Annotated in this window: 16 protein-coding genes; 8 read left to right on the forward strand and 8 right to left on the reverse strand. The window is 42.9% G+C overall.

The genetic code is table 11. The features are described from left to right. On the reverse strand, nucleotides 1-1,632 hold the full coding sequence (locus tag A3I9_RS0107340; protein ID WP_018378389.1) for a putative polysaccharide biosynthesis protein: 1,632 nt from the start codon (nucleotides 1,630-1,632) through the stop codon (nucleotides 1-3). A 133-nt stretch (nucleotides 1,633-1,765) separates the two neighbouring features. Here A3I9_RS0107340 and A3I9_RS0107345 point away from each other — a divergent pair, with 133 nt between their 5' ends. The 5 genes from A3I9_RS0107345 (at nucleotide 1,766) to A3I9_RS0107365 (ending at nucleotide 7,118) form a co-directional block, all read left to right on the forward strand. Then, entirely contained in the window at nucleotides 1,766-3,196 is a 1,431-nt protein-coding gene (locus A3I9_RS0107345) for a UDP-N-acetylmuramoyl-L-alanyl-D-glutamate--L-lysine ligase (RefSeq protein WP_018378390.1), read from the forward strand. Nucleotides 3,197-3,316: 120 nt separating this feature from the next. Further along, nucleotides 3,317-4,102, forward strand: coding sequence for an ABC transporter ATP-binding protein (locus A3I9_RS0107350; protein WP_018378391.1), 786 nt, complete (start codon nucleotides 3,317-3,319; stop codon nucleotides 4,100-4,102). Nucleotides 4,103-4,124: 22 nt separating this feature from the next. After that, a complete protein-coding gene (locus A3I9_RS0107355; protein ID WP_018378392.1) occupies nucleotides 4,125-5,075 on the forward strand; it encodes an ABC transporter substrate-binding protein in 951 nt (316 codons plus the stop codon). A 13-nt stretch (nucleotides 5,076-5,088) separates the two neighbouring features. Further along, nucleotides 5,089-6,111 (forward strand): FecCD family ABC transporter permease, encoded by a 1,023-nt coding sequence (locus A3I9_RS0107360; RefSeq protein WP_018378393.1) that lies wholly within the window; start codon nucleotides 5,089-5,091, stop codon nucleotides 6,109-6,111. Beyond that, the gene (locus tag A3I9_RS0107365) at nucleotides 6,108-7,118 is read left to right on the forward strand and encodes a FecCD family ABC transporter permease (protein WP_018378394.1); all 1,011 of its coding nucleotides are present in this window, start codon (nucleotides 6,108-6,110) and stop codon (nucleotides 7,116-7,118) included. Before A3I9_RS0107360 ends, A3I9_RS0107365 begins: the two co-directional genes overlap by 4 nt. A gap of 529 nt (nucleotides 7,119-7,647) precedes the next feature. On the opposite strand, the gene A3I9_RS0107370 is transcribed toward A3I9_RS0107365, so the two are convergent. From A3I9_RS0107370 to A3I9_RS0107380, 3 genes are read right to left on the reverse strand one after another with little or no spacing between them, the layout of a single operon-like run. Further along, a complete protein-coding gene (locus A3I9_RS0107370) occupies nucleotides 7,648-8,253 on the reverse strand; it encodes a hypothetical protein (protein WP_018378395.1) in 606 nt (201 codons plus the stop codon). Between the two features lie 10 nt (nucleotides 8,254-8,263). Then, nucleotides 8,264-8,983 carry a pseudouridine synthase gene (locus A3I9_RS0107375; protein ID WP_018378396.1) on the reverse strand — a complete coding sequence of 240 codons (720 nt, stop codon included), beginning with the start codon at nucleotides 8,981-8,983 and terminating at the stop codon, nucleotides 8,264-8,266. Nucleotides 8,984-9,033: 50 nt separating this feature from the next. Then, nucleotides 9,034-9,738, reverse strand: coding sequence for a glucosamine-6-phosphate deaminase (locus A3I9_RS0107380; protein WP_018378397.1), 705 nt, complete (start codon nucleotides 9,736-9,738; stop codon nucleotides 9,034-9,036). A 134-nt stretch (nucleotides 9,739-9,872) separates the two neighbouring features. On the opposite strand from A3I9_RS0107380, the gene A3I9_RS13580 reads away from it, so the two are divergent. From A3I9_RS13580 to A3I9_RS0107390, 3 genes are read left to right on the forward strand one after another with little or no spacing between them, the layout of a single operon-like run. Continuing rightward, nucleotides 9,873-10,046 carry a hypothetical protein gene (locus A3I9_RS13580; protein ID WP_169333656.1) on the forward strand — a complete coding sequence of 58 codons (174 nt, stop codon included), beginning with the start codon at nucleotides 9,873-9,875 and terminating at the stop codon, nucleotides 10,044-10,046. Between the two features lie 9 nt (nucleotides 10,047-10,055). Further along, nucleotides 10,056-11,084: a tRNA preQ1(34) S-adenosylmethionine ribosyltransferase-isomerase QueA gene (queA, locus tag A3I9_RS0107385; RefSeq protein ID WP_018378398.1), complete on the forward strand. Its 1,029-nt coding sequence runs from the start codon at nucleotides 10,056-10,058 to the stop codon at nucleotides 11,082-11,084. 10 nt (nucleotides 11,085-11,094) lie between these two features. Next, a complete protein-coding gene (locus tag A3I9_RS0107390) occupies nucleotides 11,095-11,568 on the forward strand; it encodes an arginine repressor (RefSeq protein ID WP_018378399.1) in 474 nt (157 codons plus the stop codon). A 38-nt stretch (nucleotides 11,569-11,606) separates the two neighbouring features. Here the strand turns inward: A3I9_RS0107390 and A3I9_RS0107395 are convergent, their stop codons facing one another. The 4 genes from A3I9_RS0107395 to A3I9_RS0107410 are packed head-to-tail and all read right to left on the reverse strand — an operon-like array spanning nucleotide 11,607 to nucleotide 16,017. Then, nucleotides 11,607-12,557: a sensor histidine kinase gene (locus tag A3I9_RS0107395; RefSeq protein WP_018378400.1), complete on the reverse strand. Its 951-nt coding sequence runs from the start codon at nucleotides 12,555-12,557 to the stop codon at nucleotides 11,607-11,609. After that, nucleotides 12,554-13,216, reverse strand: coding sequence for a DNA-binding response regulator (locus tag A3I9_RS0107400; protein ID WP_018378401.1), 663 nt, complete (start codon nucleotides 13,214-13,216; stop codon nucleotides 12,554-12,556). Before A3I9_RS0107400 ends, A3I9_RS0107395 begins: the two co-directional genes overlap by 4 nt. A 46-nt stretch (nucleotides 13,217-13,262) precedes the next feature. Next, entirely contained in the window at nucleotides 13,263-15,263 is a 2,001-nt protein-coding gene (locus tag A3I9_RS0107405; RefSeq protein WP_018378402.1) for an FtsX-like permease family protein, read from the reverse strand. A 1-nt stretch (nucleotide 15,264) separates the two neighbouring features. Next, nucleotides 15,265-16,017, reverse strand: a complete 753-nt coding sequence (locus A3I9_RS0107410) for an ABC transporter ATP-binding protein (protein WP_018378403.1) — start codon at nucleotides 16,015-16,017, stop codon at nucleotides 15,265-15,267. Nucleotides 16,018-16,025: the final 8 nt, after the last annotated feature.

A 16,025-nucleotide genomic window follows, 5' to 3' on the forward strand; every position in this document is an offset into this window, starting at 1 on the left:
TCACTCTAATTTGAATTTTCTACGTAAGGTTTGAGCCTTTGGCTTGCCAATAATGAAATCAATGGAATGACTCATTAGACTCATCATCGCGTAAGTTCCACCACCAAGAGCTCCCGACACTAACAAATGCATGACAGCAGGAATACGACCAGTGACAGGGTAAACCGCTTTGAGAATCACCTCAATGATACCCACTAGGAGAATCATGATAAGAGTTTGAGCACAAATCATGAGAGTCCTGCCAGCTAATAATTGAACATCCAAATCTGTAATGTCAACCAGACGTTTAAACATCAGAACTATTGGCACCAACAAGCCAATCAAGGTCGAAATGAGTGGTCCATATGCATGGAACAGGAAGATGAACGGAATTTGCAACACTAGCTTCACCACTACTCCATATAAGAAATACTTGACTGCATTTCTATTCTCAAAAAGAGCCTGAATCATAGGGGAGAGGACTGTATAAAGTCCTAAGACCAGTGTCGACATCATAGAAAGAATAAAGAGCCCTATCGCATCTTGATCAGGTAAATCGTAGAAAACTGTATACAGCGACTTGGATAAAAGAGTCGCTCCTGAAACAGCTGGTAACAGGAAGACCAGCAACATCGTCAAACTATCGACAATCAGCTTGGCAGAAGCTTTAGTGTTTTTCTTGACAAAATTCTCCGTCAAAAGCGGAATACCAACTCCACCAATAGCCGTTGCCACCGCAATCAAAATCATGATGACCTTATTCGGATTAGCTGTAAAGTAAGCATAGAGAATGTCGAGCTCATCCTGACTATGATTGGTAAAAATCTTCATGCTGTTGATAAAGGTGAATTGGTCAATCAACTGGAAAATTTGAATGGCAGAGCCCGTGATGATAAAGGGAATGGCCTCCTTAAAGGTCTCCACCAAAATCGTTTTTGTATCAATTGTCTCATCTGTCTCTGGCACCTGCAAGATATGAGGCATAATGCCTGCTTTGATCAGATAATAAACCAAAATCCCAACACTCGCAATCATCCCAATAAAAGCCGCGAATGTCGATTGAATAACGGCCTCTACATAGTTACCAGACCCCAATTTCATAATGAAGAAAGTCGTAAGGAGCATCCAAATAACACGAACGATTTGCTCTGCCACTTGGCTAAGGGCATAGGGTTTCATATCGTTGAACCCTTGAAAAATACCCCGCATAACACTCATAGCTGGAAAGACCAGAACAGCCCACGATAGGCTATGCATCACTGGAATCAATCCCTTCCCCCCCCCAGAGAGACCCGCAAAAATCGGCGCACCAACGAACATGGTCAAAGCAAATCCTAATCCCAACAACAGCATCAGCACGAGAAAGCTACGAATGAGTTTGTAACTCATCTCAGGTTTTTCCATGGAATTATACTTGGAAATCTGCTTGGCCACTGCTACGTTCAGCCCTACTGTTGAAATCAGCAGGAACATAGCATAAATATTATACCCTTTGCTAAAGAGAGCATTGGCCTGAGGAGCCTGCGCTCCCATCCAAGTATACCAAGGGATAATGTAAATTGCCCCCAGTAACCGGCTGGCAAAATTCCCCACTGTTAGCCAGAGAGTCCCTCGACGCATCTGGGCTTGTTGTTTGTTTTCTTCTTGTGACATAATCTTTTCCTATTCGTAATTCTACTAACTAGTATAACACCCTTTAGATTTTGTTACAAATCAAAATCTATGACTTTGAAAGAAAAGCAAGTAAAGACTTGTCAAAGCCTCTCAATCGGTTTACAATAGAAGCATGATAAGATTAGAAACAATATTAAATATTTTAAAAAGTGATGATAACCTACTTGGAGTGACTGGCACAGCTGATGAAAGCAGAACCTTTCAAGCACTAAGCTATGACAGCCGAAAGGTTGATAGAGATACTCTCTTTTTTGCCAAGGGCTTATCATTTAAGAAAGAATTCTTGGAAAAAGCGATTGAAGAGGGGCTTAGCTACTACATATCTGAAAAAGATTACCAAGTCAGCATTCCTGTCCTTCTCGTTAAGGATGTCAAGCAGGCCATGAGCCTAATTGCCATGGAATTCTATGGTCACCCAGAGCAAGAATTGAAGCTCCTTGCCTTTACAGGCACCAAAGGCAAAACGACCACTGCTTACTTTGCCTACAATATCCTCAAGCAGAGCCACAAACCAGCTATGCTTTCCACCATGAATACTACATTGGACGGCAAGACCTTCTTCAAATCAACCCTCACAACTCCTGAGAGTCTAGATCTTTTTGCTATGATGGCAGAAGCCGTCAAAAATGGGATGACACATCTTGTCATGGAAGTCTCTAGCCAAGCCTATCTGGTAAAGCGAGTATATGGTCTCATCTTTGATGTCGGCGTTTTTCTCAATATCAGCCCTGACCACATTGGACCTATCGAGCACCCAAACTTTGAGGATTACTTCTATCATAAGCGTCTTTTGATGGACAATAGCAGAGCTGTTATTGTCAACAGTGGTATGGATTACTTTGAAGTCGTGCGTGACCAAGTTGTGAATAAGGAACACGATTTTTATGGTGAACATTCGGACAACAGTATCCAGCAATCACAAGCCTTTGACTTTGATGTTACAGGTAAATTAGCTGGGCATTACGACATCCAGCTAATCGGTCATTTCAACCAAGAGAACGCTCTTGCTGCAGGACTTGCTTGTCTCCGTCTCGGAGCTAGTGCAACAGATGTTCAAAAAGGAATTGCCGAGACAACCGTACCGGGACGCATGGAAGTATTGACCCAATTAAACGGTGCAAAAGTCTTTGTTGATTATGCCCACAATGGTGATAGTCTCAAGAAACTGATAGATGTTGTCACTGAGCATCAAAAAGGACAAATAACCCTGTTGATTGGAGCTCCAGGAAACAAAGGGGAGAGCAGACGCAAGGATTTTGGACTCCTGCTCAACCACTATCCTACTGTTAAGGTCATCTTGACAGCAGACGACCCAAACTTTGAAGATCCTGCAACAATCGCTAAAGAGATTGCTTCTTACATGACGCGACCGTATGATGTAATCATCGACCGTGAACTAGCCATAAAGACAGCTATGGGAACTACGAATGACCCAGATGACGCTGTTATTATTGCTGGCAAGGGGGCAGATGCCTACCAGATTGTCAATGGTAGTAAAGAAGACTATCTCGGCGACCTTGAAATCGCTAAAAAATATTTGTAAAAAACAGGCTTTTCTAAGTCTGTTTTAATTTTTCTCAAATTGTCAGAAAACAGTGGTTTTATGAGAAAAAAATTGTTATAATAAACACAAATAAATCAGAAGAAAGGAAAAATCCAAGGCGTGTATACAATTCGAGCCGACCACATCAGGGTCGCCTATGACAAAAAGGTGATCATTCCTGAACTATCAACAGCAATTCCTCAACAACAGATTACGACGATCATCGGGGCAAATGGATGTGGCAAATCAACCTTGCTGAAGGCTCTCACACGGATTCTTCCTGTACAAGAGGGAGTTATTTATTTAGATGGACAGGCAATTGCGACACTTTCAACTAAGGAAGTCGCAAAAAAACTGGCTCTTTTGCCTCAGGTACTTGAAGCAGCAGATGGAATTTCTGTTTACGATTTGGTCTCCTATGGTCGCTTCCCTCACCAGTCTGGTCTTGGCCAACTGACAGACTTCGACCGCGAAAAAATCAATTGGGCCTTAGAGGCGACACAAACTACTCCCTTCGCCCGCATGATGGTAGATGAACTTTCAGGAGGTCAGCGACAACGTGTCTGGATTGCTATGGCACTCGCTCAGGATACAGACACCATTTTCTTGGATGAGCCCACAACCTACCTAGACCTCAACCATCAATTGGAAATTCTAGAACTCTTACAAGAATTAAACCAAACATGCCAGAAAACGATTGTCATGGTCTTACATGATCTCAATCTATCCGCTCGATTTTCAGACCATATGATTGCCATGAAAGAGGGAGAAATCCGCTATGAAGGACCCGTTTCAGACATCATGACCCCTGATATTTTGGGTGACATTTTCCAGATTGAGGCACAGATTGTGCAAGCTCCCCAGCAGGATTATCCTATCTTGCTGACCTATTCTCTACGTAAATAATATTTTAATAAAGGAGTTTTTGATGAAAAAAATTATTTCATTTCTTACTTTAGTGTTAGCAGTGTTCTTCTTAGGTGCCTGCACCTCTTCTACTTCCAAATCAGCTAATACCGCTGAAAGTTCTGCTCTCTCTAGCAAGCCAAAGATTGAAGGGATTGCTTATTACGGAGATATTCCTAAAAATCCTAAAAAGGTTGTCAACTTTGCTTACTCATACACAGGCTACCTCTTAGAATTAGGGATTGATGTCTCTAGCTACACCTATGACCTCGAAAAAGACAGCCCTGCCTTTGGGGACAAATTAAAAAAAGCGAAGCAATTGACAGCTGACGATACAGAAGCCATCGCAGCGGAAGAGCCAGATTTGATTATCATCTTCTCAGGAAATGAAAACTTGGATACGCTGAAAGAAATTGCACCTGTCATCGAAATCACCTATGGAAAGAGCGACTATCTCCAAATGATGACGGATTTGGGGAAAATCTTTGGCAAGGAAAAGGAAGCACAAGCTTGGTTAGATCAATGGGAAACAAAAGTGGCAGATGCTCGAAAAGAACTCAAAGATGTCCTAGCCCAAGATACCACCTTCACAGTAATGGACTTTTTCGATAAAAATATCTATCTTTATGGAAATAACTTTGGTCGTGGGGGAGAACTCGTCTATGATGCTCTAGGTTATAAGGCCCCTGCCAAGGTTGAAGCAGATGTCTTCAAAGACGGGTGGTTTGGTGTTTCACAAGAAGCATTACCAGAATATATCGGTGACTACGCCATTGTCAATGTCAACGCCAAAACAAAAGAAGCTGCTGCTTCTCTCAGAGAAAGTGATATCTGGAAAAACTTGCCAGCCGTGCAAACTGGACACACCCTTGAAGTAGATTACAACCTCTTCTACTTCTCAGACCCAATGTCACTAGATATGCAACTAGAAGCCTTTGTCAACGCTGTGAAAGAGGCAAATCCATCTAAATAGAAAGTTTCATTCTATGAAAACAGAAGAACAATTTCTTCATCACCATAAGCCAAATTCATTTTGGCTTGTTTTTTTCCTTATTTTAAGCTTATTCACTCTTGGCGTCTACGTAGGATTGCGTTTCGGTGCCATTTCTTATAGCCATCAGCAACTACTGGAGGTACTCCATCATCCGATGACAAACAGTCCCATTCAGGATGTGGTGATTGACTTACGCTTACCACGCACCATTGCAGCGATTTTAGTCGGAGCAGCCATGGCAGAGGCAGGAGCTATCATGCAAGGTGTGACTCGCAACGCTATTGCTGATCCTGGTTTATTAGGCATTAACGCAGGCGCTGGTCTTGCCCTTATCATCAGTTATGCTCTGTTTGGTGGGCTGCACTATACCCAGATATTACTTGTTTGCCTGTTAGGCTCATGCCTTGCTGCCCTCCTTGTCTTTGGATTATCGTACCAGCCCAACAAGGGATACAGCCAACTGAGGCTCATCCTTGCTGGAGCTATGGTAGCGACTCTCTTCTCTGCAATTGGACAAGCTATCACCATCTATTTCAACCTATCAACGTCAGTCATTGGCTGGCAGGCTGGAGGGCTTATTCAGATCAATTGGAAAATGTTGGCCATCATTACCCCTGTCATTCTAACTGGGCTAATCGGAGCGCAGCTCTTGTCACACCAATTAACCATCCACAGTCTCAATGAAACTGTCTCCAAAAGCCTAGGGCAACGTACAGTCATCATTTTCTTTAGTTTGCTAGGAATCGTTCTCCTGCTCTCTGCAGGCGCAGTAGCGCTTGTTGGCTCCCTATCTTTTATCGGTCTTATCATTCCACACGTGATTCGAATGGTTACGGGCAAAAATTATCGCCAACTTCTTCCCTTAACCGCTCTTGCGGGGGCAACCTTTCTTCTTTGGGTTGACATTGTGTCCCGCACGATTCATCCACCGGCTGAAACCCCAATCAGTGCTGTCATCAGTATTGTTGGCTTACCTTGCTTCCTCTGGCTCATCCAGAAAGGAGAACGTTTATGAGAACAAGAAAAAACCTACTGCCAATTTTTGCCAGCTTGACAGTCATTCTCTTCATCCTTTTCGTTCTTTCCCTCTCTGTCGGCTATGCCAATGCCTCACTGACAGACCTGGTGGAAATTCTTACCGGCAGTGCCAACCAGTCTAGTATTCTCATTATCACGAAAATCCGTCTTCCTCGTATTCTTGCCTGTATGATAGGTGGCGCTTCCTTATCGCTAGCTGGTCTACTCCTTCAAACACTCACACGGAATCCTCTAGCAGATTCTGGTATTTTAGGGATCAATACAGGAGCAGGATTTGTCGTCGCTCTCATGGTTGGACTATCTCAGAGTCTCTCTCCTTGGTTGCTCTCTCTCATGCCACTATTTGCCATGATTGGGGGAACGGTGACCATTCTCATTGTCTACGTGATGGCTCGTACAAAATATCACGGCCTTCAGCCCACGCGCCTCATTGTCACAGGAGTTGGTGTGTCAAGTATGTTATCTGGAATCATGATTAGTATCATCAGTAAGCTAGATGATTTCAAAATGGAGTACATTGTCCAATGGCTAAGTGGAAAGATCAATGGCGGTCATTGGGATACACTTCTTGTCTACACACCACTATTAATGCTTGTTTGGGGTCTAGCCTATAGTCGTAGCCGTTCCCTCAATATCATGAATCTCAATGACCAAACAGCTATGGCATTGGGACTTCAATTACAAAGAGAACGCTTGACAACGCTAATGTTAGCCACTGCTCTTGGTGCTTTAAGTGTTGTTCTAGTCGGAAATATCACTTTTGTCGGACTTATTGCCGGACACATTTCACGAAAATGGGTCGGAAACGATCACCGCCTCAGTATCCCTGTCACTATGTTTATCGGAGCCATTATTCTCCTCATCGCGGATACGATTGGCCGTGTCTTACTCGTCGGTACAGGAATCCCTACAGGTATCATCGTCTCTATCATTGGTGCCCCGTACTTCCTTTACCTTATGTTCACAACACAAAAAACGAGTTAGAGTCGTTTCAGAGTGTAGACAAAGTCTTTTTTAGACTTTCCTTAAGTGATAACGGACGGTAGCGACTTCCGATGGGTAGATGAGCCAAGCTATCGCTTGCTCTATTTCCAACCTTAGATAGTCTCCCAGACTATCTAAGCAAACCTAAGTTTTGAGCCATTTTCGCTTTTGTATTTCTAGGCTCAAAGCTGAAATAGTCCACTGGACTATTTCACTCTCAAAACTTCCGGGTGAGGCTGGGACAAAACTCTGAACAATAAAACAAAAAACGAACAAAGGTTATCTCTTATATATTTAAAGAGTCTCTTTGTTCGTTTTTATGTACATTTTATTAGAAAAGTAGATTTATTGGTATAGATTTTCTATACTAAAAATCTTTTTGACCCGGCCACACTTTTATCACGACGGAAAGTCTGAATTATATTTTCAAGCACCCCTAATTTTTCATAGTCAGCCATTTTTTCAGGCTGATTTTATTTGGAAAGTATAGTTTGTCTTCAACCTAAAACGAGTTAGACTCGTTTTTATGTTATGAAATGGTATTTTCCTGAGCGAACCACTCATCACACCAATCTTTAACCCTCTGGGCAACCTCTTCTGGGCTAAGGTCATCCACTACGAGAATATCCACATTGTTACGCTGTGAAAACAATTGACGTTTCAATGGTAAAAAATGTGTCACATAATGGTCAAAAAAATTTCGGGAACGGCTCCTGTCTGCTTCCTTATGTCGGTGCAATGTTTCTTCCGAAGCTTCTAGAAAAAGAATCCTCTGTGGCATACAGGCTTCTAGCGCCTGTAATTCTTCCTCCAATGCATCTGCCACTGGCCATTCCTTACCAATTGTTTGTGGATAATGCAAAGTGTAAAATAGGATTTCCTCTGCCCCAAAATCCATCACGCAATGCGACGCCTGCTGATATCTCTTCCAACGGGCGATTTCATGAGCAATCCACAACCGCTGGATTTTAATATAGTCTTCAAAGTTGTTTTTGTCCCATTTCTGCCGATGAATCTCAGCAATGACGTCCTGATTATCTTCATAACTGATAGTCAAATAAGGAGCCACTTTCTCCAAATAACGCAGAGCCGTTGTTTTGCCAACAGCCATACTTCCTTGCAACGATAGTAGCATGTCCCCCTCCTCATCCAAGATAGGTTTTTAGTATCATCTGTTCTTCTGACGTTAATTCCCGATAGTGTCCTGCTGGCAAATCAGCTTCCAGATGAAAATTGCCAAAAGAAATCCGTTTCAAATAGGTAACTTTCACACCATAAGCTAGAAACATTTTCTTCACTTGGTAAAATTTTCCTTCTGAAATCGTCACGCGTGCGCAGCTTTTTTTAGTATCCGAGGAAAGAATCGATAACTGCGCTGGCTTACAGCTTGTACCATCTAAAAACCTCACTCCTTCTTGAAAAAATGGAACCGCGTCAACTCCGAGGAAATCATTTACTTCCACATAGTATGTCTTCGTCACATGGTACTTTGGATGCAGCATCCGAAAGCCAAGCGGACCATTATCTGTGAGTAATACAAGCCCCTCTGTATCCCAATCCAGTCGCCCAATCGGATAAAGTCCCTCTGACCGATCTTCTGGACGAATACAATCCAGAACCGTCTGATGTTCCTTATCCGTTACTGCAGTGACTGCACCTGCTGGCTTATCCAGCACATAATAACGATGAGGAAGTGACTGAACAGCTTGACCTGTCACTGTAATCTTCTGCAATCCACTATCCACAATCGCAGCAGGATTGCTCACAACTTCTCCGTCTATCCGTACTTGCTTGCTTTTTAACAACCGTTTAATCTGATTACGAGAACCCTGTCCTGTTTCTCCTAAAAATTGATCCAATCGCATAGCTCTAGTATATCAAAAAAACAGTTCAAATGAACTGTTTTGGGAGGTTATTAACTCAAAAGACTAGCAGCTGCTTCATCTACAATCACCACAACATTTGGATGATTTTGTAAGACACTGGCTGGCAGACTCTCTGTAACAGGACCTTCAATCATACCTTTCACAGCCTCTGCTTTTGCTTCACCATAGGCCATCAAGATAATCGTTTTAGCAGACATGATATTGGCAATCCCCATCGAGAAAGCTTGACGAGGAACTTGGCTTTCATCTTCGAAAAAGCGTGCATTGGCTGCAATCGTAGAAGGCTCCAAGTCTACAACACGTGTGACAGAATCAAAAGCTGTCCCAGGCTCATTGAAACCAATATGCCCATTACGACCCAAGCCCAATACCTGCACATCTACAGGATATTCAGACAAGAGTTGATTATAGCGCGCTGCCTCAGCAGTAGGATCCTCTGCTAAGCCATTTGGCAGGTAACTTGCTTTCAATGGTTTTTCAGCAAATAAATGCTCCTTCATAAAATAGGCATAGGACTGCTCATTCTCAGCAGAAAGTCCAACATATTCATCCAAATTAACAGAAGTCAATTCTGACAAATCCAAATCACTGGCTACAATCTGTTTGTACAATTCCTCTGGAGTAGAACCTGTCGCCAAACCCAAAACCTTTGCTCCTGCAAGAACTTTCTCACGAAAGACTTCAAATGCAACTCTACCTCCGGCAATTGCGTCTGTTACTTTGATAATTTTCATGGCATCTCCTTTTCTTATCATTGTGAGTCAATTATGACTCACTTTTTCTTTAGTGGTCATAACCATTATATGGTATAGACCAATTTTTGTCAAGAATCTAGCGAAAAAAACTTCAAATATGATATAATAAAACCATGTTACAACAATTATTGATTTTATTTTTTAGCGGAATCTTTCTCTGCATCATTGCTTATTTTATCTGCAAGCAACGGGCGCTACGCATCACACTTTTTGTCTCGGGTGGTCTTCTTATTGCCCTGCCCTTTGCCCTCTTACTTTACTTTTTAACCATTATTTTTACAAGTTAAGGAAACTCCATGAATACCAACGATTTTGATTTTGAATTACCTGAAGAACTGATTGCCCAAACACCACTTGAAGTCCGTGACTCCTCACGCTTACTCATTTTAAATCGTGAGAACCACAGTATGACAGACAGTCACTTCGATGCCATTTTAGACCAGTTGCAGCCTGGCGATGCCCTCGTGATGAATAATACTCGGGTACTGCCTGCCCGCCTTTACGGTGAAAAACCGGATACCCATGGCCATGTAGAACTCCTTCTTTTGAAAAATACAGAAGGTGACCAGTGGGAAGTACTCGCTAAACCAGCCAAACGCTTGAAAGTTGGCACACAGGTCTCCTTTGGTGATGGACGCTTGATGGCCACTGTCATTGAGGAATTAGAACACGGCGGTCGCATTGTCGAATTTAGTTATGATGGCATTTTCCTTGAAGTCTTGGAAAGTCTCGGTGAAATGCCACTTCCACCATACATTCATGAAAAATTGGATGACCGTGAACGTTATCAGACCGTTTACGCAAAGGAAAATGGCTCCGCTGCTGCTCCAACGGCTGGGCTTCATTTCACACAAGAACTGCTCCAAGCCATCGAAGCAAAAGGGGTGAAATTGGTTTACTTGACACTGCATGTTGGACTTGGCACCTTCCGCCCTGTCTCTGTGGACAATGTCGAAGAGCATGAGATGCATTCTGAGTACTATCAACTCAGCCAAGAAGCAGCGGACACCCTCAACCAAGTTAAGGAAAATGGCGGTCGCATCGTAGCTGTGGGCACGACATCTATCCGCACCCTTGAAACCATTGGGAACAAATTTGACGGTCATTTACAAGCTGATTCTGGCTGGACCAATATCTTTATCAAGCCAGGCTATACATTTAAGGTTGTCGATGCATTTTCAACCAATTTCCATTTGCCAAAATCAACCCTCGTCATGTTGGTATCCGCCTTTGCAGGACGTGAATTTATCCTAGAAGCCTACCGCCATGCCGTAGAGGAACGCTACCGCTTCTTCAGCTTTGGAGATGCCATGTTTATTTTCTAATAGGTACACTATGAACAAAATTGAAAGCCGACATCAGCTCATTCGTTCACTCGTCATGGAAAATAAAATCCATACCCAGCAGGAACTGCAAGAACTGCTCGAGCGAAATGGCGTTTCTGTCACCCAATCAACCCTGTCTCGTGACATCAAACTCCTCAACCTCGTCAAAATCACAGAGGCGGGCTCAACCTACTATGTCATCAACAGCATTGCGCCCTCTCGTTGGGAAAAACGTCTCCGCTTCTATATGGAAGACGCCCTTGTCATGCTCAAGCCTGTACAAAATCAAGTGGTCCTAAAAAGCTTGCCAGGTTTGGCGCAATCATTTGGCTCTATTCTAGATGCAATGGAGATTCCAGATGTCGTCGCAACTGTCTGTGGAGATGATGTCTGCCTCATCATTTGTGAAGATAGCGAAGCAGCCCAAAAATGTTTCGAAACCCTGAAAAAATACACACCTCCATTTTTCTTTAGTAAACGCTAATACACAAAGAGCTAAGCAACTTGATAGAAATCAGTTGCTTAGCTCTTTTCTGTCGTCAAAAATGTCACGCGTGTCCCGATATCAATCTGACTGTCCACCTGAATAGCGATACCCAATCGATCCAACACTTGCTTGGTCATATAAAGACCTAGCCCAGTCGCTTTTTGATGTTCATGCCCATTAAAGCCTGTAAAACCTTCTTCAAAAAGACGAGGGAGATCCTCTTCTAAAATTCCCAGGCCCTGATCCTGGATTATAAGGCAACCTGCATCCATTTGCACCACAATCTGTCCGCCAGTCCGAGAATATTTTACGGCATTGTCCAACACCTGAGATATTGCAAAACGAAGCCATTTTTTATCTGACTTGAGTATCCAATCACCATCAATGGTCACGGAGAGTTCCTTGACCATACACGGTACTCGGTATTTTTTGACCAAATCCACGACAAGGGGCCGGACAGACACCTCCTCAAAACGAAAATCATCCTTATGCTGGCTGAATTTCATATAATTCAAGAGATTGTCAACATAATTTTCCAATCGGATGAGCTGTTGTTTGACCTCATTTTTCTCCAGATGATTTGTTTGACTCATCAGTGACAGGGCAGAAATCGGCACCTTCATTTGATGAGACCACATTTTTACCATGGTTTGCAGGGAATCTGCTCGTGATTTTTCTGTCAATCCCAACTCTTTTTCAGCACTCATCAGTCGCGTCAGCAAATCTTGGTAAGCCCTATCCGTTGGCGAATGAAAATCTGTCAATTCTTGCAAGTAAAGCGTATCGTCCAGCTGCTGCATTTTTTTCCGAAACCGCAAAAATAAGAAACAGGTCATCACGATTAGAAAAGTCAGATTAAACAGCAAACTCGTCCTAAAATACGAAAGCGGTAAGCGATAAAGATAAAAAGTCAAAAAATAAAGCAGTGACATGATCCCATAAATCACATACCAGACACCATGTTCCTGAAAGAATTTTCGTATCATTTGAGTAAATACCCTATCCCTCTCACCGTATGAATGCGATCAAAGCCTATAGGCACAATTTTCTTCCTCAGACGGGTCATGTTCACACTAAGCGTATTTTGGTCAATGAAATTCTCATCTTCCCAAAGTTTTTCTAAGAGCTCTTCCTTTGATACTACTTGGTCTAGGTGAACAAATAAAATCGTGAGAATCTTATTTTCTGTCGGCGAAAGCGCCACTTGGTCATGCCCATTTGACAGGATTCCTTCACGAGTGAGGCGAAATTCATCTAGCTGAAAATCATCTGTCATAAACTGATGACTGCGACGTAGAAAAGCAGCAATCTTAGCATCTAAAATCGTCAGCGAAAAGGGCTTTGAAATAAAATCATCTCCCCCCATGTGCAAGGCCATGACCGTATCCATCTCATCATCGCTAGAGGAAATGAAAAGAATAGGAACTGTCGAGCTCTTCCGAATCTCTGTCGTCCAGTAAAAACCATTAAAATAAGGCAGGGTAATGTCCATTAAAATCAGGTCTGGTTTGAGGCTAGCAACTTCATTTTTAATGTCTCGAAAATTGCTGACGCTGTGCACCGCATACTGCTTGCGCAAATGGTTGGTCAGTAAGTCCACAATTGTCTGGTCATCCTCGATAATATAGATTTTTTCTTGTTTCATCATAGTTTCATTTTACCAAAAAAGTGGCGAAAAATCGCCACTCATCCTAACGTTCGATCAGCTTGTAATAGGTTCTGCTGGTGACTTTGAAAATGATAAAGTAAATTCCTGCAATCACCACAACGGTCACACCACTAACGCCGTATATCAAGGGATCTCCCTGCACTCCAAAAAGGAGAAGTAATTTCTTCAGAAGAGGGAGGGCCACCAAGTAGTGCAAAACTGCAACTGCAAGCGGCATAAAGAAGACAAAGAGATTTTGGGAATTAATGGATTTCTTGACAGCATCAAAGCTCATGCCTACTTCTTGCAAAATCTTATAAGAACGTTGGTCTTCTGTCCCTTCCGATAGTTGCTTGTAGTAAATAATCAAAGCTGCCCCCAGCAAGAAGGCTGTTCCCAAAAGGAAACCGACAAAGAGGAAGCCTCCCGTGATTTCTAGTCCCTCCTTATGGAGAACTGCTTCAGTGGAAATCGCACCATAAAGTGTCTCTGTCCCAAGTGTTCCAGCTTGAATGACTGAAGCTGTCTGTTCTTTATCCGTCAATTGCATATAGGTATTCCCTGACAAGGAAGTAGGATAGCGGGCGGACTGATTGTACACGGCTATCATATCGTTCAATGTTGCCTCATCTGCTACTACCAAGATACCCGCATTTGTAATGGTACTGATTGTCGTGATTCCTTGAATTTCTTGAAGTTGTTCCACATTTGTCAATTTTGTACCAAACCAGTTGATAGCTTGAAATGCTGTTGGATGAAATCGATTGTAATCATAAAAAGCTATTTCGCCTTTTTTCAGCTCTTTCAAGGAATTTCCCATTTCTCGAAAATCATCCTGAGTCATCGCACGAACAAGACCAATATGATCAAATCCTGTTAATCGAGGGTCTGTTTTCATAAAGGCTTTGTCTACCGTTATCTCCCCTTTTTTCTTGAAAGGAATGGTAAAGGTTCCTTCAAAGTAAGTATGGATGCGATCTTTACTAAAATCAGAATTGACTTCTTGGACAGAGGGGACAAACTGTTCTTCAATGACTTGCTGAATATCCGCTCGTGTTCCTACTACATTTGGAAAATCAATCTTGACATTATTTTCTTGCGGAAATTGCATCTCTGTCAATTGATTAGAACCCGTATAGAGCGCCACAGTGGAGCCAATGGTTACAAAAGCCATGGTTGCAAGCAGTGTAATATTGGCCAGCCCTGCCGCATTTTGCTTCATTCGGAAAATCATCTGAGAGGTATTGATAAAATGCTTTGGCTTGTAAAAATACGTCTTATTTGCGCGGCGCCATTTCAAATACCAAGTTGTAAAGCTGATAAAGAAGAGATAGGTTCCCGGAATGACCAGCATGATGGCGAAAAAGAAACGTGTAATTCCTGACACCGCTGAGACATTTCCTGATGAAAGGGAGAGATAGTAGCCCCACCCAATCGCTGCTACACCAACAAGTGCCAACAAAATATTGCCACGCGGTTCCCGCTCTCCCTGCCGTTGGTTTTTAAAGAGAGCTAGAGGGGCAGTCCGTCCGACCTTGACAATGTTAATCAATTCCAATACAAGGAAGATTCCCGCAAACAGGCCAGCACTCATCAGAAAGGCAATCGGATTGATACTGAAATCCAGCTCACTGTACTGAATAATATTGGCAAAAATCAGATAGAGGAAATTTGAAAAGACCGCTCCTAGCAAGCTTCCAAGCACAACTGTCATCAGGTAGACCATTCCCAACTCAATAGTGGAAACGAAGGCGATTTTCCCTTTGGTCATCCCCAGCATATTGTACAGCCCAAATTGGCGGCTGCGCTGCTTGAGTAGGAAATTAAAGCTGTAAATACTCATAATCAGTGCAAAGACACTGAGGACAACTGTCGCCAAGCTAAGAGCATAGCCGCCCGCACTCATCTTTGCAGCAACGGGGCTCGTTTGGATCAGCAGTGTCGTATTCGACAGGATAAAGGTTACAATACAGGACAAGATAAAGGGGAGAAATTGTCCCAAGGATTGCTTGAGATTATTCAGTGCAATTTTGACATAGAACATCCTACTCACCTCCCAACAAGGCCGTCATGGTCAAGGAGATATCCTTACTAAATTCATTGTTGCCTTTGTTGCCACGGTAAATCTGATGGAAAATCCGTCCGTCCTTTATAAAGAGAACACGATTGGCATGGCTGGCCGCATTGGCAGAGTGAGTCACCATGAGGATGGTCTGACCATCTTGATTGATCTCCTCAAACAAAGTCAATAGGTCTTCTGAATTGCGATAATCCAAGGCCGCTGTTGGCTCATCGGCTAAAATCATCTGTGGCTGGGTAATCAAGGCACGCGCAATGGACACCCGCTGCTGCTGACCACCTGATAGTTCAAACGGACGTTTATTGAGCAAGTCTTGAATCCGTAATTTCGGCGCTAGAGCAGCCAAGCGCGCTTCCATGTCCTTGTAATTCTTTCTGTCCAATACTAATGGCAAGAAGATATTATCGCGGACATTGAGCGTATCCAAGAGGTTAAAATCTTGAAAGACAAAGCCAAGATTTTTCAGACGGAAACTTGCCAACTCCTTTTCCTTGATTTTGGTAATATCCTCACCATTCATGATGACAGAGCCTTTGGTTGGCTTGTCCAAGGTCGCAAGGATATTGAGCAAGGTGGTCTTACCAGAGCCAGACTCTCCCATGATGGCGATAAATTCGCCCTCTTCTACTTTGAAGTCTACATCCTGAAGAGCACGCGTGACTTCCTTTGAAAAACGGGTCCGGAATTCTTTTTCCAAATGATTGATTTCTACTAACATACACTACT

The organism is Streptococcus ovis DSM 16829 (genome assembly GCF_000380125.1).
In the GTDB taxonomy this organism is placed as follows: domain Bacteria; phylum Bacillota; class Bacilli; order Lactobacillales; family Streptococcaceae; genus Streptococcus; species Streptococcus ovis.